The organism is Leptothrix mechoopdaensis (SeqCode), assembly GCF_053893855.1.
In genome coordinates this window covers 457,200-476,946 of sequence record NZ_CM132699.1, presented here as the reverse complement: position 1 = coordinate 476,946, position 19,747 = coordinate 457,200, and the positions used below count along the sequence as shown (strand labels likewise).

Sequence of the window (19,747 nt, the reverse complement as noted above, 5' to 3'; positions counted from 1 at the left end):
GTGGACGTCGCTGCATGAACGCCTGCGCCCGGAGCCGGCGCGTCCGGATCCGGCCGATTCATACAAGGAAGAAGCCCAGGCCGCGCCAGCGTCCCCCCGCTGCAGGCCGAGGCCCTTGCGCAGGCCGGGTGGACAGCCCGCGAGTGGCTGATGGCCGCGGGGCTGTTGCTGGTCGCGCTGCTGCTGGTGAAGTTCGCGTGGGTGCAGCACGACGGCGTGCAGCGGTCCGAGCTGAGCGAACGCATCGACCATCTGGCCGTCCAGCAGGACCGCGACCGGGCCCAGGCCACCGAGCGCGCGACACGGCAGGAGCAGCGCTACGCCACCTTCGTCCGCCAGACGCAGACCCTCGTTCACCCGCCAACGGCCTGGCAGCACGGCCGCGAGCTGATGGCGGCCGGCCGCTGGGCCGACGCCGAGGCAGCCTTCGGGCCGATGCTCTTCAGCGGCATCCCCGATGCCCTGCGCGCCGACGTGCTGCTGCAGTCGGCCCAGGCCAACGCGATGTCGGGCAACTGCGGCCTGATGGCCGCGCGGCTGACCGCCCTGCAGCGCATCGCCCCCCGCGAGCCGGTGCTGCGCCAGCGTGACGAACTGATGCGCCGCTGCACCGCCGATCGTCGACACCGCTCGATGGCGATGGCGGGCGCCGGATAGGCCCGCCGCGTCGCCCGCATCCGCAGGCAGGTCCGCAAGTTCCGGTGATGACCCCGCCTGAACGCGTCGCTTCAATGTCCTTCCAGTCTTGGCCACAAGGGGAACGACATGAATCAACCGGCAGAAGACCGCCTCGCGACCGGTGACCTGCGCAAGCCCGTCGATCGCCTGCTGAGGACCTGGTGGGCGACGGCCCTGTGTGCGGGCACATGGCCGGACGGCCTGGACCGGCTGGCGTTCAACCGGACGATGCAGGACGCCGAAATGGCCTTGCCCGCAGCGGCCCGCTCGGCCTGGCGCCCATGGCGCAAACGGATGGAATCCCTCACCTTGCACCCGATCGACCATCTGCTGCGGCTGCTCCGCGAACACGGCCTGGACGCGCATCCGGCCGAGGAAGCCTGTCGGAACCTGCGGACGACACTGAGCCGGAAGGTAAGCCTGCGCACGATCCCGGACGAGGTGCTGTACGAGCTGCAGGAGAACCTCTGGGCGGCCGTCGAACACGTCGCCAAGGCGCTGTTGACCGCTCACCCGTCGACCACGTCGACGCAATGGATCGCGGCCTGCCAGCGCGCACATGGCGTCCACGCGGAGACGCCGGACGGGCTCGAACCGGTCCTGGCTCAGGCGATGAGCCAGGCGACGCAGGCCGTCAAGGAACGGGTCCTGCTCGACCGCCTCGATCATCTCGTGGCGCAACTGGCCCTGTATGCGGCGGCATGCGCACAAGTGCCTTCGACGGACAAGCGCGAGCTGCTGTACGCCTTCATGCACAACCTGTACGGACTCCGCAAGGAATACGACGCCAAGCCGCCCGACGGCCAGGACCCGGGCACCAGCGTCAAAAGGCGATTCGAGGACATGCGCAGCGGCCGGCTCACGATGCCGAATGACGGCTTGAGGCCGCTGCACGCATCGATCATCCCGGTCCACGACCAGCAGGCCTTCTGTGCGGTGGCCAGCGACTTGCGGGAACGGCACCGCCTGGCCGCCGACTTCGCGCTGGTCGAGACCGTCCTGCAGTGGCATCCGCGAGCCGGGCCGACACCGGACGGCATGCCACGCACCGTGGCGGACTTCGGCTCGCGGCTGGCGGGCAGCTTGCGCCAGCTGCGGCTCTGCCAGCGCGCCGGGTGGGCGCACGAGATGCCCGTGCTGAGCTGGCTGGTGCGCCACCAGGACGATGCCATCGGCGCTGGCGAACACGACTGGTCGCGGCACTACGAAGGCTTCGACGACGCGCCCGCCACGTTGCACGGCCGGTTGCCGCACCGCAAGAGCGGGCGGGCGTCGGTCGTGGACCTGAAGCCCTGGAACGCCAAGCTCGGCATCACCTTCCGGCGTGCGGTCGACGACGCACTGGCGCGGCGGCAAGCCACTCATGCCGGCGCCGATCCGGTGTTGCTCGGCCAACTGGTGCACGCCGTGTTCTCGGTGCCGCGCCTGCCCAAGCCCGACGACCACTACCACGACTTTCCCGGCTGGCCCGCCTTGTACCTGTGCGTGAAGGCGCTGGCCCGCGACGACGCCAACTTCGGTGACCGGTGGCTGAAGCCGCTGGTCGACCTCGACCTGGACACCCGGCCGGGCCGCTCGCTGTGCGGCACCTTGCACTGCGACGGCGACGGCGACCGCGATGGCGGCAAGCCCTATTGCTGCGCCACGACCTGAGAAGACACCCTCATGAACCTGCAACTGATGACCCTTGCCCTGACGCCCGGCGCCTACGCGCAGCTCCAGGCGTCGGACCCCGCCACACCCGAGGGCGACGACCCGGTCGACGAACCACCCGAACGGTGGTTCAACTGGCGCTGGCCGGCGACCGGCGGCGGCGAACTGCGCCGGCTGTGCTGCCTGCCCGATCCGGCCGCGCATCCGCAGGTCTGGCGGTCCTGGCTGGCCGGCGCTGCCGATGCCGGGCTGGCGGCGGTCGCCGTCCTGTGTCTCGACGAGTGCGACGGCCTGCTGCCGCTGACCGACGCAGGCTCAGGCACACACGCGACGCCTGCCAACCTGGGCTTGCTGCCGATGGACCCGGCAGACGCCGACGCCACCGACGCGCTGCGACGCCAGTTGCAGATGCCGGAGCCCGAAGTCTTCGAGGCGCTCGGGCAGTTCCGCTGTGGTGAAGACGAGGAACTGAGCCTCACACCCCCCTTGTCCGCCACCCGGTCGCGGGACTGGCTGGAGGCACTCGAACGCTGGTTGGCCATGCCCGGTCACGCGCGGCAGGTCGAGCGTGAACACGGCTTGCCGCCACGCTGGCATCGGCGGGCGATGGGGCCGGCCAGGGCCATCGTGCCGGCCGACCTGCTCGACGACGCGCCCGACCGGCCGCTGCAACCGGGCGACGTGCTGCCCGTGCGCGGCCTGCCCGCCGCCGGGATCCGGCTGGATGCGAACGGGCGGCTGCAAGGTGCCGGTCTGCTGCCGCGTCCTGCCGCCGACCTGGACCCGTCCGGCGCGCTGCAGCACTGGCTGGACCTGCGCCTGTCACCCACTCCGCAACGGACGCCACCACGCGAACCGGCCTGGCGTTCGGGCGTCGACGCGATCCTGCATTGCGTCTGGCCGGTCGCCGGATTCGTCGCGCGGGCGGCCAGCGAGGGTCTGTTCGTGCAGACCGTCGACCTGGCCGAGCGCGATCTGCAGCTGGTGCTGCAACTGCGCTTCGATGCCGATGGCGCCGACGTCGAACTGCTGCTGCGCGCCGGACCGAACGCGCGTCTGCCGCTGTGGCTGGCGCTGCGCTGCGGCGATGCGCAGCCCTGGTCCTTCCAACTGGCGCGGGCCGGCCTGTCGCGCGGCCACTGGCCGGGCGTGTCGTCCGGCCTGCCGATCGAGGCGCTGTTCCATGACCAAGACCATGCCCAAGGCCATCCCGATGACCACGATGACAAGACTTCCTGAGATGACGCTGCTGCTGGGTTTCCCGGTCCTCACGGCCGAGGGCCAGATGCTGCCGATCTGGCTGGAACGCCGCGACCGGCGGGCCGCTGAGAGCCGCTTCTCGTGCCGCGTCGTCGACGACGATCTTGGCGGCGTCGCCCTGCAGGACGACGTCTTCTCGGGCGGCGACGGCGGCCTGAACGAGGCCCGCTGGCAGGCACTGGACCTGGCGCGCCAGCACCTGGTCTTCGTGTTCGAGTCCGAGGAGGACCGCCGTAGCGTGCTGCGCGGACCGGCCCGCGCCGGCTGGCTCGCGATCGGGGGCTATTCGGCCTCGCTCGCGATCGACCTGGCCTGCAGCGCGGCCACGGTCCCGGCCGCAGCGGATGCCACCGCCGGCCTGCTGGTCTCGGTTCAGCGCAGCGTGGGAAACCAGCTTCAAGGACTGGGCCGCGACGCACTGGCCAAGGCCACGGCGGTGCGCACGGGTGCCGGTCAACGCCGCCTGGCGCTGCTGCTGCTGTCGACCGACGGACAAGCCGGCCTCGCCGATGCCGTGCCAGCCGGACCTGACCTGCCGACACGGCTGGCGACGGCCCGCGACAACCTCGTCATCACGGTCCAGCCGGGCGATGCGGTCAGCCGCGCGCACGAGTTGCTCGGCTGGCTGGGGGGCTTGCCGCCGAGGCCCGTCAGCCCCGCCGATCGGGAAACGGCTCCTGCCATACCCGGTCCGTCCTTCTCCGACCTTTGGCAGGCCGCCTTGCCGAACCAGGCCACGCTGCGCGCGGCGATCGAACGGCGCGCCAGCCCGCCCGGCGACACGGCGCTGTTCGAGATCCAGGCCCGCGCGGTGGCCCTGCGCGAGCGCGTCTTCGCCGGCCATGTCCACGGAAGGGCGCCGGACAACCTGCTGATCGCCGGCCCGACCGGCAGCGGCAAGACCGTGGTGGGGGCCGCGCTGTGCCTCAACGCGATCCTGGAACGGCGCGGCGTCGCGCTCTACCTGGCCCCCACCCGCGCGCTGGCCTACGAGTTCCACCGACGGTTCATCGAGACCTACGGCGCCTTGCTGGGCATCCCGGAGCCGGCGCAGCGGCTGGTCGTGTCGACCGGCGAACGCGGTGAATCCGACCTGGCGATCCGGCTGGGCCATGTCGACCTGGCCTGCGTCGTGACCGAGAAGGCCAACGTGCTGATGGCGCTGAAGAACAGCCGTCTGCTGGGCCAGCTGGCGCTGGTGCTGGTCGACGAGCTGCACATGCTGACCGACCCGGCGCGCGGTGGCGTGGTCGACCTGATGCTGACCAAGCTGCTGGCCGAACAGCGCCGGCGGGAGGCGAACCAGCCGCTGCAGATCGTCGGCCTGTCGACCGAAAGCCTGAACGCGCCGATCGCGGCGTGGTGGTCGCAGGCCTGGCAATGCCCGCCGCTGACGCTCGGCGGTCATCGGCGGCCCGAGGGCGTGCGTCATCAGGTGCTGGTTCACGGCCTGAAGGCCGCGCCGGGGGCGCCCGACTGGATCGAGCACGACCTGCTGACCTTCGTGGACGACCGCCAGCGTCGCCTGCAGCCGCGCTCTCGCGAGGCGGCCGATCTGGTCACCTCGCTCGGCAACCGCCTGGCCCGCCAGCCGGCGGCCAAGACACCCGACAACCGCTGTTTCGCCGAAGCCATCGAACGCCAGTGGGCGCGCGGCTGCCGGACCGTGCTGTTCGCCTACGGCAGCAAGGAGGTGCTGCGGCGCATCGCCCGTCAGCTGAAGAACCGGCGCAGCAGGTCCGACACGGCACAAGTGGCCCCGGCCGCCCCGCTGGCGGCGCTCGAGTCGATCCTGCGGCAGACCGACGAGACCAGCGCGACGATCGAAGAACGCCGCAAGTGGGCCGCGCATGGCGTGTTCGTCCACGACGGTGACACGCCGGCCTCGGTACGGTCCTGGATCGAGCAGACCTTCTCGGTGCGGCGGCCGCCGGAATGGGCCGACTGGCCGATCGTCATCCTCTGCACCGAGACGCTGACCTACGGCGTCAACCTGAGCGCCGACGTGGTCGTGCTGGGCGGCCTGGAATTCCCGCGCGAGTCGGGCGCGATGCAGCCACTCGACGCCAACCAGTTCCACAACCTGCTGGGTCGGGTCGGCCGCCCGGGCTTGTCCGGCAGCGACGGCCCGGAGCCGCGTGCGATCGTCTGTTTCCGGGCCGACGCCGCGCTGAGCCTGTCCCACTGGCAGGACTTCGTGAACCGCTACTACACGGCCAACGGCCTGCCGGAACAGCCGGTCAGCGCGCTGTTCACGCCGCGCGAACTGGCCGACTGCCGGCTGCGCCGACAACAGCGCGACCACCCGCGGCTGCGCCAGCTGGCCGTGCCACCCCGGCTGGAACAGGTGCGCGCGGCAACCTTCCGGGCCGTGGTCGACGTGGTGCATCACCTCGGCGGGGTCGACACCGAGGTCGCGTTCGACGAGATCGTGCGCTTCGTCGCCCTGACCATCCACCAAGGCACCTGCAGCAAGGTCGACGCCGACGCCGTGCCGCTGCTGATCGACGAGGTCCTGCAGGCGGCGGTGCAGTTCTCGGGCGATGGCCAACCGCACAGCGTGCCGGCGCTGGTCGAACGCTCGGGCCCGGACACGAAGGGCCGCTACCGGCTGCGCGCGGCGGCCAAGGCGCTGATCGACACCGGCACGCAGATCTCGGCGATCAAGCCGATCGCCGGTTGGCTGAGCGGCCTGAAGGCGCTGGCGCCGGCCGGTCCGGTCGCGCCGGAGCTGATGGTGCCGGGCCTGGTGCTGACACCCGAGTTCTGGAACGCCGCGCGCAATGCCTGCAGCGAAGGCGCCGAGACCCGCGAACTGGCCCATGCCTACGAGAACGCCAGCCTGTCGCGGGCGCGTGACCTGCTGAAGCGCGAGTTCGACGTCCTGGAACGCCCGGGCATGGCCTGGGACGCCCTGGTCGCACGCCTGCAGGAACACCTGCGCGACCACGGCCAGGGCCTCGAACACGCCAGCAACGAGGCCTTCAAGCTGTCGATCCTGATGAAGCTCACGGCGATGGCCTGGGCCTGGCTGCGTGGCGCACCGGTCGACGAGATCGTGGCGATGTACGACAAGGTCGAGGCGGAGAACGAACGCGACCAGCGGCCGTCGTCCTTCCATGCCCGGCTGGCCGAGCGGCTGTCGTGGCTGGCCCAGATGACGCACCGCTTCTTCGGCGAGGCCAGCGACTGGCTGCCCGACGGCTTCGAGCGCGACCTGCCCGACCTGTCGCGCCGCCTGCGGCTCGGGCTGCCACCGGCCGGCCTGCCGATGCTGGGCGTGCGCGCCAGCCTGGACAAGGGGCGCCAGACCATCGCCGGGCTGCTGGCGCAAGGCATCCGGCCACGCCACTTCCTGATGCCGCACGACGGCGGCGCCGAGCTGGACGCCAAGGAGGCGCAGAAGTACCGGCGCCGGGTCCGGCGCGGCTACCGGGCTTCGCTCGACACCCTGCGACAGGCCTTGTTCGAAGGCACGTCCGCCGTGGCCGCGCCACGCCTGGCGCAGGCGCTGGACGGCATCCAGGCCCTGCTGGCAAACTATCCGCGCGAGGCGGCCTTCGTCACGCTGCCGACCGCCGGGATCGGGCGGGACTGCGAGGCCGCGCTGGCCGAACTGCTGGATCGGGTCCCGGACTCGCAAGGGCAGGTCCATGCGCAGGCCCTGGCGCTGGTGGTCGACGGGCGGCGCTTGTTCTGGCGCGGCCCGACCTCGTCACGCCAGCTTCCGAGCCCGGACCCGAGACTGCCGACGCTGCCGGTGCGGATGCACGAGCCGTGGCCGATGGCCATGACGCTCGACGATCCCGAGGTCACGCACATGACGGCACCCGGGGCCCTGTGCCTGGCCTACCTCGCCTCTCGCGGGCTGCTGTCCTGGCCGCGGGTCATGGACCGGGTCGAGGCCACCCGAGGCCGCCTGCTGCCGCTGCGCGACATCGTCGCCCTGGCCCATGCCCCCGCGATGAAACAGACCGGTGCGCTGTTCGACGCGCTGCTGCTGTGGGATGAGCCGGGCGTGCTCTAGAACGTCCCCGGATACGCCCCGCCGTCGATCAGCAGGTTCTGGCCGTTGACGTAGCCCGCCAGGGGGCTGCACAGGAAGGCACACAGCGCGCCGAACTCGGCCGGCACGCCGAAGCGGCCGGTGGGGATGCCGGCGCGGCGGGCGGCGGCGATGGCCTCGACGTCGCGGCCGGACTGGGCGGCGGCCTTGTCGAGCGTCACGCGCAGGCGTTCGGTGTCGAAGGCGCCGGGCAGCAGGTTGTTGATCGTGACACCGCGTCCGGCCAGCGACTTCTGCCGCGCCAGGCCGGCGACGAAGCCGGTCAGGCCGCTGCGGGCGCCGTTGGACAGGCCCAGGATGTCGATCGGCGCCTTGACCGCGCCGGAGGTGATGTTCAGGACGCGGCCGTAGCCCCGTGCGGCCATCGCGTCGACGCAGGACTTCATCAGCTCGATGGGGGTCAGCATGTTGGCGTCCAGCGCCTTCAGCCAGGCCTCGCGGTCCCAGTCGCGGAAGTCGCCGGTCGGCGGTCCGCCCGCGTTGTTGACCAGGATGTCGACCTGTGGCGCGGCGGCCAGCGCGGCGGCGCGGCCCTCGGCGCTGGCGATGTCGCCGGCTGCCGTGCGGATCTCGATGGCCGGGTGGCGCGCACGCAGATCGGCGGCGGCGGCCTCCAGCGCGTCGGCGCCGCGTGCGGTCATCACCAGGTGGACACCCTCGGCGGCCAGCGCCTGCGCGCAGCCGAGTCCGAGTCCCTTGCTGGCGCCGCACACCAGCGCCCACTTGCCGGCGATGCCGAGGTCCATGTCGTGTCGTCCTTGAAGAAGCTTGAGGGGAAGGCCGTTCAGCGCGAACGGGCCAGCAGCCAGACGCCGGTCAGCACCAGCAGCGTGCCGACCGCGAGCATCGGCGTGAACGGTTCGCCCAGCAGCACGATGCCCATCAGGATCGTGCTCATCGGCCCGATCAGCCCGCACTGCGCGGCCATCGCGGCGCCGAGCCGCTCGATGCCCATCATCACCAGCATGACCGGTGCGAAGGTGCAGGCGGTCGAGTTCAGCAGCGACAGCCAGATGACCTCCGGCGCCAGCGTGGCGACGCTGCCGATCGGCCGCAGCACGAGGAACTGGCCGATGCACAGCACGCAGGCGACGCTGCTGGCCAGACCGGTCAGCCGCAGCGAGCCGAGCCGGCGCACCTCCTCGCCGCTGAAGTACATGTAGCAGGCGTAGCTGATGGCGCTGCCGAACACCAGCGCGGCGCCCTGCAGCACATGGTCGCCCTGCAGGCTCAGCTCGGTGCCGAAGACACACAGCACGCCGGCATAGCTGACCAGCAGCGCCAGCCACTGGGTCCGGCCGATGCGCCGGCCGGCGAACACCAGCCCGAGCAGCAGCACGAGGGTCGGGTTGAGGTAGAGGATCAGCCGTTCAAGGCTGGCGCTGATGTAGGTCAGGCCGGCGAAGTCGAGGAAGCTGGCGAGGTAGTAGCCCGAGAAGCCCAGGCCCAGCACGACCAGCCAGTCGCGCGTGGTCAGGGCCGGCTTGCCACGGCCGGCCCACCAGGCCAGGCCCAGGAACAGCGGAAAAGCGAACAGCATGCGCAGCATCAGCAGCGTGACCGCGTCGACACCGTGCCGGTAGGCCAGCTTGACGATGATGGCCTTGCCCGAGAAGGCGATCGAGCCGATCAGCGCGAACGCGAGGCCGGGCCAGAGACGGGGCGAGGAGCGGGGGCTGGCCGTGGCGGCGAAGGCCGCATCCGCCGGAGGGGTCGACTGCATCGGCGCGATTCTAGGGAGGGCCCCTGAAACGGCCACGGCCGCTGTCTCGCGACAGCGGCCGTGGCGGGGGCGGATCGTCAGCCCCTGGAGAACATCACAGCTTCTGCGACTGCATGTACTGGTCGAAGCCCTGCTCGGCGAAGCGGAACCACAGGTTCTGCTCGGCGCGGAACTTGACGAAGTCGGCGTAGACCTTCTTCCAGTTCGGGTTCTTGCCGGCGATTTCCTCGTACAGGTCGTTCGAGGCCTTGAAGGCGCCGTCCATCACGTCCTTGGGCAGGCGGAACAGCTTGGTGCCGTTGCCGACCAGCTGCTTGAGCGCGAGCGGGTTCTTGGCGTCGTACTTGGCCTGCATGTCGACGTGCGCGTAGGTCGCGGCCGCCTCGACGATCGCCTTGTACTCGGGCGTCAGCGCCTCGTAGGCCTTGCGGTTGACGAACAGGTCGATCTGCGGACCACCTTCCCACCACGCCGGGTAGGCGTAGTGCGGGGCGACCTTGTTGAAGCCGAGCTTCTGGTCGTCGTACGGACCGATCCACTCGGCCGCGTCGATGGTGCCCTTCTCGAGCGCCTGGTAGATCTCGCCGCCGGGGATGTTCTGCGGCACGGCGCCCATGCGCTCGATGACCTTGCCGGAGAAGCCGCCGATGCGGATCTTCAGGCCCTTGACGTCGGCCATCGACTTGATCGGCTTGCGGTACCAGCCGGCCATCTGCGCGCCGGTGTTGCCGCAGGGGAAGTTGATGATGTCGAAGCCGGCGTAGAAGTCGCGCATCAGCTTCAGGCCGTTGCCCTCGAACATCCACGAGGTCATCTGGCGGCTGTTCAGGCCGAACGGGACGGCCGCGCCCAGCGCGAAGGTCTCGTCCTTGCCGAAGTAGTAGTACGGCACGGTGTGACCGGCCTCGACGGTGCCGTTCTGGACGCCGTCGACGATGCCGAAGGCGGGCATCAGCTCGCCAGCGGCGTGCACGGTCACCTGGAACTTGCCGCCGGTCATCTCGCCGACCTTCTTGGCGAAGACCTCGCCGCCGCCGTAGATGGTGTCGAGCGACTTCGGGAAGCTGGAGGCGACGCGCCAGCGGATGTTGGCCTGGGCCTGCACCACCGCCGGAGCGGCGCCAGCAGCCAGGATGCCGGCCAGACCGGCTTGACGGACAAAGGAACGACGTTCCATGCGGGACTCCTGAAGGGGTCGAGTGGGGGATGAAGTCATTCTAGGAAGCGGCCCCGCCGTGTTGGCGGGGGCTTTCCCCTGCGCAAGATTGCGTAGTCGGCCGACCCGGTGGCCGCACTCAGTGGCCGGCGATGGTCATGCGGTCGACCAGCACGGAGCCCATCGTCTTGTTGCCGCCGTTGTAGGCGTCGGCGCCGACCGCGACGATGCCCTTGAGCATGTCGCGCAGGTTGCCGGCAATGGTGATCTCGTCGACCGGGTAGGCGATCTCGCCGTTCTCGACCCAGAAGCCGGCCGCGCCGCGCGAGTAGTCGCCGGTCACGTAGTTGACGCCCTGCCCCATCAGCTCGACCACCAGCAGGCCGCGATGCAGCTTGCGGACCATCGCGGCCAGGTCGTCGCCGCGGCGGGTCAGGCGGCTGGTCAGCGTCAGGTTCTGCGGGCCGCCGGCATGGCCGGTCGTGCGCATGCCCAGCTTGCGGGCCGAGTAGCTCGACAGGAAGTAGCCCTGGGTGACACCGGCCGAGACGACGGTGCGGGCCGTCGTGCGCACGCCCTCGTCGTCGAACGGCGCGCTGGCCTTGCCCTTGGGCACGTGCGGGTCCTCGCGCACGTCGATGTGCTCGGGGAAGATCGCCTGGCCCAGGCTGTCGACCAGGAAGCTGGCCTTGCGGTAGAGCGAGCCGCCGCTGGTCGCGTGGACGTAGCCGCCGAGCAGGCCGCCGGCGATCGGGGCCTCGAACAGCACCGGCACCTCGCAGGTCTTGATCTTGCGGGACTTCAGCCGCGACAGCGCCCGTTCGGCGGCGTAGCGGCCGACCGCTTCCGGCTCGGCCAGATCGGCCGCGTCGCGCATCGAGCTGTACCAGGAGTCGCGCTGCATGTCGCGGCCGCGACCGGCAATCGGCGAGACCGACATCGAGTGCCGCGAGCTGGCGTAGCCACCCCGGAAGCCGCGGCTGTTGCCGGCGAAGAAGTGCGACTGCTGGGCCGACACCGCCGCGCCTTCGGAGTTGGTGATGCGCTTGTCGACCGACAGCGCCGCGCCCTCGCAGCGCAGGGCGATGGCCGCAGCGGTCTCGGCGTCGATCGGCCACGGGTGACACAGCCCGAGGTCGCGTTCGGCTTCGGCGCCAAGCGCCAGATCGGCCTCGTCGGGCAGGCCGGCGACGCTGTCCTCGGCGGTGAAGCGGGCGATGTCGTAGGCCGCCTGCACGGTCTGGCGCAAGGCGGTCGGCGAGAAGTCGGAGGTGCTGGCGTTGCCGCGCCGCTGGCCCAGGTAGACCGACACGCCGATCGACTTGTCGCGGTTGCGCTCGACGTTCTCGATCTCGCCCTTGCGCACCGAGACCGACAGGCCGGCACCTTCGGAGACCTCGACGCCGGCATCGGTCGCGCCGATGTCGCGGGCCATCTGCAGGGTGTCCTCGACCAGCTGCCGGAACTGCTCGCGGGTGTAGGCGAAACCGTGGGTGGCGCGGGCGTCTGCAGCTTGGGAGTCGGTCATGGGATCCATCTTCAAGGGGGCTTCGGACAGCCCTTCGGGGGCTCAGAACTATCATAGCGGCCGCTCTTTCAGACCCCTTCCATGCCGCCCCGCAAACCCTTCAAGTTCAGCCCGCCCAACGCCGCCGAGATCGAGGCCGAGGCCGAGCGCCAGGCCCGCGACGCGGCGCAGATCGCCGCCGTGGCGCTCAACCCCGAGCTGCGCCTGCCGCGGTCGGCCCGTCCCAGCAAGACGCAGATGAAGAAGGAGTCGCACGACCTTCAGGAGCTGGGCGAGGCGCTGCTCGAACTGCCGCGCCCCAAGCTCGATGCGCTCGACCTGCCCGAAGGCCTGCGCGATGCGCTGGAGGAACTGCGCCGGATCCGCAACTTCGAAGGTCGGCGTCGCCAGTGGCAGTACGTCGGCAAGCTGATGCGCGGCATCGACCCGGAGCCGCTGCGCGAGGCGGTCGCCGCCCAGCGCGTGCCCTCGGCGCGCGAGACGCTGGCGCTGCACGAGGCCGAGGCCTGGCGCGACCGGCTGATCGGCTCCGATGACGCGATGACGGCCTGGATGGCGGACCACCCCGACACCGACGCGCAAGCGCTGCGCAGCCTGATCCGCAGCGCCCGCAAGGACGTGCAGGCCGCCGCCGCCGCGCAGCCGCACGACGGCGCGCCCGAGCGCAAGGGCCGCTCCTACCGCGAGATCTTCCAGCTCGTGCGCGAGGCCCTGGCCGGTGCCGAGCGTGCCGCGCGCGACGACGAGGACGGCCGCAACGCCGTCCACGACGACTGAGCCTGCCCCTTCATGAGCGACACCTTGAGCGACACCTCGACTCCTCAGGACCTCCCGCCGCCCGAGCCGGTCCGCATCGGTCTGGTCTCGGTCAGCGACCGCGCCAGCACCGGCGTCTACGAGGACAAGGGCATCCCGGCGCTGCGCGAGTGGCTGGAACGCGCGCTGCACAACCCGGTGACCTGGGTGACGCGGCTAATCCCCGACGAACGCGACGGCATCAGCGCGGCGCTGCGCGAGCTGGTCGATGTCGAACGCTGCGACCTGGTGCTGACCACCGGCGGCACCGGCCCGGCGCCCCGCGATGTCACGCCCGAGGCGACGCTGGCGGTGGCCGACAAGGTCATGCCCGGCTTCGGCGAACAGATGCGCCAGATCAGCCTGCGCTTCGTGCCGACGGCCATCCTGTCGCGCCAGGAAGCGGTGATCCGCGGCCAGGCGCTGATCATCAACCTGCCCGGCCAGCCCAAGTCGATCGCCGAGACCCTGGAAGGCCTGCCCGGCGCGACGCCGCCCTGCCCGGGCATCTTCGCGGCGGTGCCCTACTGCATCGACCTGATCGGCGGGCCCTACCTCGAGACGCGCGACAGCGTCATCGCGGCGTTCCGGCCGAAGACCGCGCGCCGGCCCTCCCGGGGCTGAACGCGGGGACGCGAGTTGAATCTCGGGAAAATCCCTGGACGATTCATGTCATCCCGCCCGAGCCAATAACAAGAAACTCGCATCGACGCTCCATAAACTGGCGCGACCTTGAAAGGTCGCCGATGAAACTACTTAAATTCGCCATATACGGCTTGCTCTTGTTATTGAGTTCCGCGTCCCACGCTGGATACGCCGAACGCGAGCCCGCCTGCAAACCCGGGCAAGTGCTGGATGCCGGCTTGTGCACCGACGCGTGCGGTCCAGGGGAAACCGGCATCGGCCCGGTCTGCTGGAGTCGCTGCCCGGATGGCACCCGGGACATCGGCCTCCTTTGCTCGAAAACCGACATCCGCGCCAGAGCCTCCTACAGCCGAGGAATCGGCGCCATTCCCCGATCCTGCGCACCGGGCAACGAGTATGTCGGCGGCCTCTGTTATGAGCAGTGCCAATCCAACTATCACGGCGCCGGTCCGGTCTGCTGGGAAAACACGCCGTCGGGATGGATCGACGCCGGCCTGTGGTTCTGGCGCTGGAACTGGGGTATCCAGACGCGCGGCAAGGGCAGTTATGGTCGACATGCGGGAACCATCCCCCAATCGTGCCCGGCAGGACAGCAACTCAATGCCGGCCTGTGTTATTCGACATGCCGGCCTGGATATTCAGGCGCCATGACCCAGTGCCTGGCCGACTGCCCGGCCGGCTACCGGAATGACGGACTGACCTGCCGACTGGAAGCCACGGTGGCCAAGTCGTCCCACGTCCGCAGTGCCGGCAGCTTTCCGCCGAGCAACGATGGCTATTGCGATTTCGTCATGCCCCTGACCACCCGCGACGGCCGTGACCGCCTCTACAGCCAGACGGCCTGGGTGGGCACACACAATGCCTATGCCAACAACAGCGATGGTTATGTGTATGCCATGCAGTCCTTCGACGTCCAACGCCAGCTGAAGGGCGGCGTCAGGGTCATCAACCTGGACCTGCACATCTACGACAACCAGATCGTGATGTGCCACGAAAACTGCAACGGCGTACGGGGCTTCAACTACGGGAGCGATCGAAAGAAGCTGCTGGACACCCTGAGCGTGATCAAGTCCTTCCTGGACGCGAACCGCAACGAGATCGTCACGCTGGTGTTCGAGAGCTATGTGAAGGATCCCGCCAAGCTCGATGAGGTGTTTCAGGTGTCTGGCCTGACGCCCATGGCGATCAACCTGCCGAGTGCGGGCATCCACAACCTGCCGACGCTGCGGAAGATGATTGCCGACAACAAGCGCCTGGTGGTGCTGAGCCAGGAAGCCGCCGATGCCAGCGCCACCTCGGTGACCCGAGCCGAAACCGACTTCGTCATCGAGAACATGTACGGCTTCGGTTCCGGCATCAACCGCTATGCCGTGACGAAGCGGAACTTAGCGCTGGACACGCCGGACCGCGGGTTCCTGCTCAACCACTTCGGCAGCGTCTCGTTGCCCTTGGCCTCGATGCGCGAGAACAGCGAGGCCATCCTGGGTCGTCGTGCCCTGACGGAGGCCAAGGTGGCATCCGGTGGCCGGCTGCCGACGATCCTGCTGGTGGATCACTACCACGTGCCGTACTGCGCGGCATTCAAGACGGTCAAGGACATCAACGACTCGTTCTGAGCCGGATAGCCTGCCGATGAACAGCCGACCTTCGGGTCGGCTTTTTGTTGCCCAGGCCGTCTTCAGGCCCGCGCGACGGGCTTCAGCGCACCAGCCGGTTCAGGCGCTCGGCGTCGAAGTCCTCGGTGGTGTGGGCGTCCTGCGGCACACACGGTTCGACCGGCAGCTCGCGGGCCCGGCTCGACAGCTTCTCGATGGCCTGCCAGAGCAGCGCGATCTGGTGTTCCTGGCCGGCCGCGTTGTCGATCAGCCCCTTCATCGCCTGTGCGACCGGGTCGTCGCCCTGGGTCACGCCATAGGCCGAGAAGCCCATCTTGGCCGCCGCTTCCTCGCGCTGCGCGTCGGCGCTGGCCTGGATGATGCGGGCCGGGTTGCCGACCGCCGTCGCGCCCGCCGGCACCGGCTTGGTGACGACCGCACCCGAGCCGATCCGCGCACCCTGCCCGACCGTGAAGCCGCCCAGCACGCAGGCGTTGGCGCCGACGATCACGCCGGCTTCCAGTGTCGGGTGGCGCTTGGCGCCCTTGACCAGCGAGGTGCCGCCCAGCGTCACGCCCTGGTAGATCGTCACGTCGTCGCCGACCTCGGCCATCTCGCCGATCACGACGCCCATGCCGTGGTCGATGAAGACACGCCGGCCGAAGGTCGCGCCCGGGTGGATCTCGATGCCGGTGAACCAGCGCCCCAGGTGCGAGATGAAGCGTCCCAGCCAGCGCAGACCGCGCTTCCAGCAGGCATGCGCCAGGCGGTGCATCAGCAGCGCGTGCAGGCCGGGGTAGCAGGTCAGGACCTCGAAGCGCGACTTGGCGGCCGGGTCGCGTTCCAGGATGCAGGTGATGTCTTCGCGGAGGCGGCTGAACATGGGCAACTCACGGGCCTTGAAGGCTTCTGGATGGGCGGCGGGGGCGTCAAGAAGTGTAGGCGCGGCCCTCAATGCCGGGCGACGCTGCGGGCGATCCCGCGCAGGATGTGGACCTCCTCGCGCGTCAGCGCGGCGCGGTCGAGCAGCAGCTGCAGGCGCGGCATCAGCTTCTTCGGCGCGGCCGGGTCGAGGTAGCCGATCTGTTCGAGCACGCCACGCCAGTGTTCGAGCGCGCCGTGGACCTCGTCGAGCGTGGCGCGCACCGGCGCCTGCGTGCGTTCGACCACCGGGTAGCCGCCCAGCGCCATGCGCCATTCGTAGGCGATCAGCTGGACCGCCTGCGCGAGGTTGAGCGAGCCGTAGTCCGGCTGGGTCGGGATCGACAGGCAGACCTGGCAGCGCCGGACCTCGTCGTTGCTCATGCCGAAGCGCTCGCTGCCGAACACGAAGGCGATGCGCTCGCCGGCCGCCGCGCGCGGTGCCAGTGTCGGCAGGTGCTCGCGCGGAGATGCGGTCGGCGGGCCGAAGTCGCGTGGCGTCATCGCCGTGGCGCAGGCGACGTGCACGCCTTCGAGCGCGGCATCCAGGCTGTCGACGATGCGGGCGCGCACGAGGATGTCGGCCGCGCCGCTGGCCATCGCAACGGTCTCCTCCTGCACCAGCACGTCCGGGAAACGCGGCTGCACCAGCACCAGCTCGCGCAAGCCCATCACCTTCATCGCCCGCGCGGCGGCGCCGACGTTGCCGGGGTGGCTGGTGCGGATCAGGATGACGCGGGTCGGGTCGACCGGAGCGGGAACGGGCACGGGATCGGGCACTGGATCGGAAGCAGTCATCGGCAGCGTCATGGACGAGGAAGGCGGTACATGGGTGCGAACCCTGAGCCGCTTGGCTAGAATCGCGCGCTTGATCTTAGGTGGCCCGTCTGCGGCCACCCGCTCTTTGTCCCCGCCAGCCCCTTGCCCGCCGCCTGCGCCACCGTCGCGTGCGGCCGCATTCCACCCGAGACGCCCGCCGCCATGTCGCAAACGAACCTGCACCCGATGCTCAACATTGCCGTCAAGGCGGCACGCGCCGGAGGCGCGGTGATCAGCCGGGCCAGCCAGGATGTCGACCGGCTCACCGTCACCAGCAAGGGGCACAACGACTTCGTCACCGAGGTCGACCAGGCGGCCGAGGCAGCGGTCATCGACGTGATCCTCCAGGCCTACCCGAACCACGCCATCCTGGCCGAGGAATCGGGTCGCGAGCACGGCTCCAAGCACAGCGACTACACCTGGATCATCGATCCGCTGGACGGCACCACCAACTTCATCCACGGCTACCCGCAGTACGCCGTGTCGATCGCGCTGGCCTTCAAGGGCAAGGTCGAGCAGGCGGTGGTCTACGACCCGAACCGCAACGACCTGTTCTACGCCACCAAGGGCCGCGGCGCCTTCCTCAATGACAAGCGCCTGCGCGTGTCCAAGCGCATCCGCATGCTCGACGCGCTGATCGGCACCGGCTTCCCCTTCCGCAAGGGCGACAACTTCAAGCGCTACATGAAGATGTTCGAGGACGTGATGCAGGTCTGCGCCGGCCTGCGCCGCCCGGGCGCCGCGTCGCTCGACCTCTGCTACGTCGCGGCCGGCTGGCTGGACGGCTTCTTCGAGACCGGCCTGAGCCCGTGGGACGTCGCCGCCGGCTCGCTGATCATCACCGAGGCCGGCGGCCTGGTCGGCAACTTCACCGGCGAGGCGGACTTCCTGTACCAGCGCGAACTGGTCTGCGGCTCGCCCAAGATCTACGCCCAGCTGGTACAGATCCTCAAGCCCTACACCCGCGTGATCGCCGATGACAAGCCCGAGGTCGGCGCCTCGACCACCGGCAAGCCCTACACCGGCGTCGGCGGCATCGAGACCGACGCGACCGAGACCTTCATCGCCACGGCCGGCGTGCCGCCCGGTGCCTACCAGGGCGCGGACGCCGAGGCTGCAGAAGCATCGACCGAGTCCTCGACCGATGCGGCCAATGCGGCCGATGCGGCGCCGTTCGAGGAAGCGCCCTACGCCTTCGCCAGCTCCAGCACCGCTGCGTCGCGCCCCTACGAGCCCAAGCTGTCGCCGGCCCAGGCCCTGGCCGCCGCGTTCGAGCCCACGCCGGCGGCCGACGCACCCGCGCCGGTCGTGACCGTCCGCCGCGCCACCCGCATCCGCAAGGAAGACCTGCCGCCGCCCCCGCCGGCCGCCGCCGAAGGCCCGCGTGGCCGGGGGGTGATCGCGGGGATCGGGGCGAGCGTGGCAACGACCGCGACCCGGCCCGTGGCGGCCCGCCGCCCAAGCGCCCCGGCATGCGCCCGAGCGCCGATGCCGGCGGCGGCGCCAAGCCGGCCCCGCGCCCGCGCAAGCGCAACGACGACGCGCCGTTCTGACCCTCTGCCCGAGCGACGTCCCGACGATGACGTCAGGCCTGCACCTGACCGACCTGACGCTGCGACGCGGCACCACGCCCGTGTTCGAGCGCCTGACGCTCGCGCTGACCGAGCCGCGCATCGGCCTGATCGGTGACAACGGCGCCGGCAAGAGCAGCCTGCTGCGCCTGCTGTGCGGCCTGGAACGGCCGCAGGCCGGGACGGTCACGGTGGACGGCCAGACGCTGGCCGGCGCACCGCTGCCGCCCGGCCGCATCGGGCTGATGTTCCAGAACCCCGACGAGCAGATCATCTTCCCGACCGTCGAGGAAGAACTCGCGCTTGGCCCGCAGGCCGCCGGTGCCAGCCGCGCCGAGGCCCGCGCCGCCGCCCATGAGACGCTGCGCCAGCGCGGCCTGCTGGACTGGGCCCCGCGTGCGATTGCCAGCCTGAGCCACGGCCAGCGCCAGTTCGTCTGCTGGCTCGCGCTGGACCTGGCCGCCCCGCGCGTGCGGCTGCTCGACGAGCCCTACGCCAGTCTCGACCTGCCCGGCCAGGCCTGGCTGCGTGACGAGATCCGCCGCGCGCCGGCGCAGGTGCTGGTGTCGTCGCACCTGCTCGACCCGCTGCGCGACTTCGGCCGCGTGTTGTGGCTGGACCGTGGCCGCGTCCGCGCCGACGGCCCCGGCGCCGAGGTCTGCGCGGCCTACGAGGCCGACGTGGCGCTGCGTGTGGCGGCCCGACCATGATGAGCCTTTATGCCGACACCCCCAGCTGGCTGCACCGCGTGCCGGCGGGGGTCAAGCTGGCCGCGCTGGCGGTGGCCGGCATCGCGCTGGCCTTCGTCAGCGCCTGGCCGGTGCTGGCCTTCGCCGCCGTGATCGCGCTGGGCCTGCTGCTGTCGCTGCGGGAAGCCGGGCGTGGCGCGCGCCGGCCGATGACGATGACGCTGATCGTGGCCGCGCTGCTGGTCGGCCTGCATGGCCTGCTGGGCACCGTTCCGCTGGGCATCGTCGCCGCGCTGCGGCTGACCTGCACCACCGCGCTGGGCGTGGCGCTGACGCTGACGACCCGGCCGACCGACCTGGTCGACGTGATCGAGCGAGCCCTGTCGCCGCTGCGCCGCGTCGGCCTGGACCCGTCGCGCTTCGCGCTGCACATCGCGCTGATGCTGCGCTACACCGAACACTTCTTCGCCCGCTGGCAACAGCTCGACGAGGCCCATCGCCTGCGCACCGGCCGCCCCGGCGGCCTGCGGCTGCTGGCGCCGCTGACGATCCAGATGCTGATGGCCGCCAGACGCGTGGCCGATACTCTTCAGGTGCGGCTGGGCCGCTGACGCTGGCCGACACGCATCCCCTCTCTCCCGGCATGAC

The 19,747-nt window shown here is 70.5% G+C and carries 15 protein-coding genes and 1 pseudogene; 10 read left to right on the top strand and 6 right to left on the bottom strand.

Annotated elements, in window-relative coordinates:
- The first annotated feature begins 150 nt into the window (after positions 1-150).
- From ACWA7K_RS02175 to ACWA7K_RS02160, 4 genes are all read left to right on the top strand, one after another.
- Positions 151-657 (top strand): hypothetical protein, encoded by a 507-nt coding sequence (locus tag ACWA7K_RS02175; protein WP_456165212.1) that lies wholly within the window; start codon positions 151-153, stop codon positions 655-657.
- Positions 658-765: 108 nt separating this feature from the next.
- Positions 766-2,331 (top strand): hypothetical protein, encoded by a 1,566-nt coding sequence (locus tag ACWA7K_RS02170; RefSeq protein WP_456165210.1) that lies wholly within the window; start codon positions 766-768, stop codon positions 2,329-2,331.
- Positions 2,332-2,343: 12 nt separating this feature from the next.
- On the top strand, positions 2,344-3,570 hold the full coding sequence (locus ACWA7K_RS02165) for a hypothetical protein (RefSeq protein ID WP_456165208.1): 1,227 nt from the start codon (positions 2,344-2,346) through the stop codon (positions 3,568-3,570).
- Positions 3,515-7,618 carry a DEAD/DEAH box helicase gene (locus ACWA7K_RS02160; protein ID WP_456165206.1) on the top strand — a complete coding sequence of 1,368 codons (4,104 nt, stop codon included), beginning with the start codon at positions 3,515-3,517 and terminating at the stop codon, positions 7,616-7,618. The genes ACWA7K_RS02165 and ACWA7K_RS02160 overlap by 56 nt, the downstream gene beginning before the upstream one ends.
- On the opposite strand, the gene ACWA7K_RS02155 is transcribed toward ACWA7K_RS02160, so the two are convergent.
- The 4 genes from ACWA7K_RS02155 to pmbA all read right to left on the bottom strand — a co-directional run bounded on the left by ACWA7K_RS02155 (position 7,615) and on the right by pmbA (position 12,064).
- Positions 7,615-8,403 carry an SDR family oxidoreductase gene (locus ACWA7K_RS02155; protein ID WP_456165204.1) on the bottom strand — a complete coding sequence of 263 codons (789 nt, stop codon included), beginning with the start codon at positions 8,401-8,403 and terminating at the stop codon, positions 7,615-7,617. The two genes, ACWA7K_RS02160 and ACWA7K_RS02155, sit on opposite strands and share 4 nt — an antisense overlap.
- A gap of 38 nt (positions 8,404-8,441) precedes the next feature.
- Positions 8,442-9,380 (bottom strand): DMT family transporter, encoded by a 939-nt coding sequence (locus ACWA7K_RS02150; RefSeq protein ID WP_456165202.1) that lies wholly within the window; start codon positions 9,378-9,380, stop codon positions 8,442-8,444.
- 94 nt (positions 9,381-9,474) lie between these two features.
- Complete coding sequence (locus tag ACWA7K_RS02145) at positions 9,475-10,557, bottom strand: TRAP transporter substrate-binding protein (protein WP_456165200.1); 1,083 nt, start codon at positions 10,555-10,557, stop codon at positions 9,475-9,477.
- Between the two features lie 118 nt (positions 10,558-10,675).
- Positions 10,676-12,064 carry a metalloprotease PmbA gene (gene pmbA / locus ACWA7K_RS02140; protein WP_456165198.1) on the bottom strand — a complete coding sequence of 463 codons (1,389 nt, stop codon included), beginning with the start codon at positions 12,062-12,064 and terminating at the stop codon, positions 10,676-10,678.
- Between the two features lie 81 nt (positions 12,065-12,145).
- Here pmbA and yjgA point away from each other — a divergent pair, with 81 nt between their 5' ends.
- From yjgA to ACWA7K_RS02125, 3 genes are all read left to right on the top strand, one after another.
- On the top strand, positions 12,146-12,841 hold the full coding sequence (yjgA, locus tag ACWA7K_RS02135) for a ribosome biogenesis factor YjgA (protein ID WP_456165196.1): 696 nt from the start codon (positions 12,146-12,148) through the stop codon (positions 12,839-12,841).
- A 12-nt stretch (positions 12,842-12,853) separates the two neighbouring features.
- A complete protein-coding gene (gene mog / locus ACWA7K_RS02130) occupies positions 12,854-13,483 on the top strand; it encodes a molybdopterin adenylyltransferase (RefSeq protein ID WP_456165194.1) in 630 nt (209 codons plus the stop codon).
- A gap of 122 nt (positions 13,484-13,605) precedes the next feature.
- Positions 13,606-15,120 carry a hypothetical protein gene (locus ACWA7K_RS02125; RefSeq protein WP_456165192.1) on the top strand — a complete coding sequence of 505 codons (1,515 nt, stop codon included), beginning with the start codon at positions 13,606-13,608 and terminating at the stop codon, positions 15,118-15,120.
- Positions 15,121-15,202: 82 nt separating this feature from the next.
- On the opposite strand, the gene cysE is transcribed toward ACWA7K_RS02125, so the two are convergent.
- Both cysE and ACWA7K_RS02115 read right to left on the bottom strand, forming a co-directional pair.
- Positions 15,203-15,982: a serine O-acetyltransferase gene (gene cysE, locus ACWA7K_RS02120; protein ID WP_456165190.1), complete on the bottom strand. Its 780-nt coding sequence runs from the start codon at positions 15,980-15,982 to the stop codon at positions 15,203-15,205.
- 68 nt (positions 15,983-16,050) lie between these two features.
- Entirely contained in the window at positions 16,051-16,818 is a 768-nt protein-coding gene (locus ACWA7K_RS02115; protein ID WP_456210308.1) for an RNA methyltransferase, read from the bottom strand.
- 183 nt (positions 16,819-17,001) lie between these two features.
- Here ACWA7K_RS02115 and ACWA7K_RS02110 point away from each other — a divergent pair.
- The 3 genes and pseudogenes from ACWA7K_RS02110 to ACWA7K_RS02100 form a co-directional block, all read left to right on the top strand.
- Positions 17,002-18,030: pseudogene (locus ACWA7K_RS02110) on the top strand (inositol monophosphatase family protein); the annotation flags it as partial.
- A 388-nt stretch (positions 18,031-18,418) separates the two neighbouring features.
- Positions 18,419-19,120: an energy-coupling factor ABC transporter ATP-binding protein gene (locus ACWA7K_RS02105; RefSeq protein WP_456165186.1), complete on the top strand. Its 702-nt coding sequence runs from the start codon at positions 18,419-18,421 to the stop codon at positions 19,118-19,120.
- Complete coding sequence (locus ACWA7K_RS02100) at positions 19,117-19,710, top strand: energy-coupling factor transporter transmembrane component T family protein (protein ID WP_456165184.1); 594 nt, start codon at positions 19,117-19,119, stop codon at positions 19,708-19,710. Before ACWA7K_RS02105 ends, ACWA7K_RS02100 begins: the two co-directional genes overlap by 4 nt.
- Positions 19,711-19,747 lie beyond the last annotated feature (37 nt).

Coding starts and splice junctions, on each gene's coding strand:
- ACWA7K_RS02170 (WP_456165210.1), top strand. CDS start 766: ATGAATCAACCGGCAGAAGACCGCCTCGCGACCGGTGACCTGCGCAAG.
- ACWA7K_RS02115 (WP_456210308.1), bottom strand. CDS start 16,818: ATGACTGCTTCCGATCCAGTGCCCGATCCCGTGCCCGTTCCCGCTCCG.
- ACWA7K_RS02155 (WP_456165204.1), bottom strand. CDS start 8,403: ATGGACCTCGGCATCGCCGGCAAGTGGGCGCTGGTGTGCGGCGCCAGC.
- mog (WP_456165194.1), top strand. CDS start 12,854: ATGAGCGACACCTTGAGCGACACCTCGACTCCTCAGGACCTCCCGCCG.
- pmbA (WP_456165198.1), bottom strand. CDS start 12,064: ATGACCGACTCCCAAGCTGCAGACGCCCGCGCCACCCACGGTTTCGCC.
- cysE (WP_456165190.1), bottom strand. CDS start 15,982: ATGTTCAGCCGCCTCCGCGAAGACATCACCTGCATCCTGGAACGCGAC.
- ACWA7K_RS02160 (WP_456165206.1), top strand. CDS start 3,515: ATGACCAAGACCATGCCCAAGGCCATCCCGATGACCACGATGACAAGA.
- ACWA7K_RS02150 (WP_456165202.1), bottom strand. CDS start 9,380: ATGCAGTCGACCCCTCCGGCGGATGCGGCCTTCGCCGCCACGGCCAGC.
- ACWA7K_RS02145 (WP_456165200.1), bottom strand. CDS start 10,557: ATGGAACGTCGTTCCTTTGTCCGTCAAGCCGGTCTGGCCGGCATCCTG.
- ACWA7K_RS02165 (WP_456165208.1), top strand. CDS start 2,344: ATGAACCTGCAACTGATGACCCTTGCCCTGACGCCCGGCGCCTACGCG.
- ACWA7K_RS02175 (WP_456165212.1), top strand. CDS start 151: ATGGCCGCGGGGCTGTTGCTGGTCGCGCTGCTGCTGGTGAAGTTCGCG.
- ACWA7K_RS02105 (WP_456165186.1), top strand. CDS start 18,419: ATGACGTCAGGCCTGCACCTGACCGACCTGACGCTGCGACGCGGCACC.
- ACWA7K_RS02100 (WP_456165184.1), top strand. CDS start 19,117: ATGATGAGCCTTTATGCCGACACCCCCAGCTGGCTGCACCGCGTGCCG.
- ACWA7K_RS02125 (WP_456165192.1), top strand. CDS start 13,606: ATGAAACTACTTAAATTCGCCATATACGGCTTGCTCTTGTTATTGAGT.
- yjgA (WP_456165196.1), top strand. CDS start 12,146: ATGCCGCCCCGCAAACCCTTCAAGTTCAGCCCGCCCAACGCCGCCGAG.